Origin of the sequence: Neobacillus drentensis, assembly GCF_036962765.1 — a bacterium.
Classification (GTDB): Bacteria; Bacillota; Bacilli; order Bacillales; family Cytobacillaceae; genus Neobacillus; species Neobacillus drentensis_C.
This window is the reverse complement of the sequence record NZ_JBALOS010000451.1, coordinates 1-1,444: the sequence shown is the minus strand read 5'-3', so window position 1 is coordinate 1,444 and position 1,444 is coordinate 1. Positions and strand designations below refer to the sequence as shown.

Here is a 1,444-nt window from a genome sequence, read left to right as displayed (position 1 = left end):
ATAAATAGGATAAATAATTTAAATGAAACCCAGTTGTCTCTCGATACTTACCTGGCATATGAGCAAATTTTTGAATTTAAGATTATTTTAATACTATGTAAGTTATTAGTATCTAAATATGATGTCTCAATTACGAATCCACCATATATGGGGATAAAAGGAATGAATAGAAAGATTTCGGAATATTTAAAAAAACATTATAAAAATTCCAAGACTGATTTATCTGCAGTGTTTATTGAAGTATTAACGAAACTTACAAAAGAGAATGGATTCTATTCGATTATTAATCAACAATCATGGATGTTTTTATCAAGATATGAAAATCTTCGAAAAAATATATTGAGCTCACAAACCATATATTCTATGATTCATTTAGGCGCTAGAGCCTTTGAAGATATTGGTGGTGAAGTTGTTCAAACTCCTTCCTTTACAAATAGAAATATAAAAATAGAAAAATTTCTTACCACGTATAAACGGTTAGTGAACTATCAAAATTACTCATTAAAAAACAAGGCCTTTTTTGAAATGGAAAATTTATTTTTTGTTACTCAAGAATTCTTTAACTCTTTCCCAGGTAATACACTCTCATATTGGGTAAATGAAAAAATAAAGGATATTTTTAATACTGATACTAAACTTGAGGATGTTGCCGAACCTCGAGTAGGTCTCCAAACGGGGGATAATGGGCGCTTTTTAAGATTATGGTATGAAGTTAATAAAGAGAAGATTGGATTCGGATATCCTAATAATAATTTAGCAGAAGCCAGTAGAAAAAAATGGTTCCCATATAATAAGGGTGGTTATTATAGAAAATGGTATGGTAATCTAGAAAGTGTGGTTAATTGGGAAAAGGATGGTAAAGAAATTAAAGAATTTGGACATTATTTAAACTCAATAAAACCTGCCTCTTCAAGGATGGGTATAGCTAATAATTCTGAATTTTATTTTCAAGAAGGACTTACATGGTCTAAGGTAACTTCAGGAAATTTTAGTTCAAGATATATTCCGAATGGTACATTATTTGATGTAGGTGGCACTTCTATGTTTAATTTAAACGAAGAATTGATGCCTATGTGTGGATTCCTAAATACTAATGTTTTTAGGGAGTTCGTCTCCTCCATATCTGCAACTTTAAATTATGAAGTAGGCGTAATCAGGAAAATTCCTTATATTCAAGTTAGAAACCTACCCATTTACAAACAAATTAAAAAAATAACCCTAGAAAATATAAAGATTGCAAAAGAGGATTGGGACTCTTTCGAAACATCGTGGGATTTTAGACAACATCCATGGATTTCATTTGCTAAAGTTAACAATGTTAATAATTTAGACGAAATATTCAACATTTGGTCTAAGCATTTAAATTTTTGTTTTTCATTACTAAAATCGAATGAAGAAAATTTAAATTATATATTTATCGATTTATATAAGTTAAAAGAAATAG

The 1,444-nt window shown here is 28.9% G+C and carries 1 protein-coding gene; it reads left to right on the top strand.

Annotated elements, in window-relative coordinates; all coding sequences use genetic code 11:
* Positions 1-33: 33 nt before the first annotated feature.
* Positions 34-1,444: Eco57I restriction-modification methylase domain-containing protein (locus V7137_RS30590; protein WP_420490207.1), on the top strand; the 1,411-nt coding region annotated here is incomplete at its 3' end.